Below are 523 nucleotides of genomic sequence, written 5' to 3'. Positions count from 1 at the left end.
TGTCCAGGGCCACGTCTATGGGCCACTTTTGATCAGTGTTTCTGGAATGGGCGGGCGCATGTTTGGGGCCTGATGTGGGCGCAGGCGATTGTACTGTCTGAGCCAGGTAGTGATGACGATCTGGGCCTGCTTGGTGGTGTGGAGGTATTCTGCGTTGAGGACTTCGCGGCGCAATGTGCCGTTGACGCGCTCGTTGTGACTGTTCTCCCGAGGCGACCCTGGATAGATCTGGATCGGCTTGATCCCGACCTTTCTCAGCCAGTCTTGCAGTGCTGTAGCGGTGAACTCCGAGCCATTATCGGAACGGATGTATTTGAGCGTCCCGCGCTGCAGTAGCAGCGGGTACCACCAAACCGTTGCGCCATATGTAATAGGTCGCGTCGCTGGCGCCAGCAGTTCTGTAGGCCGATGCAACATCCGGACAAGACGACAGGCTCAGCTCGACTTCACGCAAAAGCCGCAGAATACCTTCATCCGAATACCGTTTCCGCGCCATAAATCCTGTCCCCAAAACTAAGATAAC

General features: G+C 56.4%; 1 protein-coding gene. It reads right to left on the bottom strand.

Going from position 1 to position 523, the window contains the following annotated elements; genetic code table 11:
- Nucleotides 1-15 precede the first annotated feature (15 nt).
- A complete protein-coding gene (locus Q1A75_RS24365) occupies nt 16-417 on the bottom strand; it encodes an integrase core domain-containing protein (RefSeq protein WP_366142240.1) in 402 nt (133 codons plus the stop codon).
- Nucleotides 418-523: the final 106 nt, after the last annotated feature.

The sequence above is a fragment of the uncultured Tateyamaria sp. genome, assembly GCF_947504105.1.
Taxonomy (GTDB): Bacteria; Pseudomonadota; Alphaproteobacteria; order Rhodobacterales; family Rhodobacteraceae; genus Tateyamaria.
This window is presented reverse-complemented; position numbering and strand designations above follow the sequence as displayed.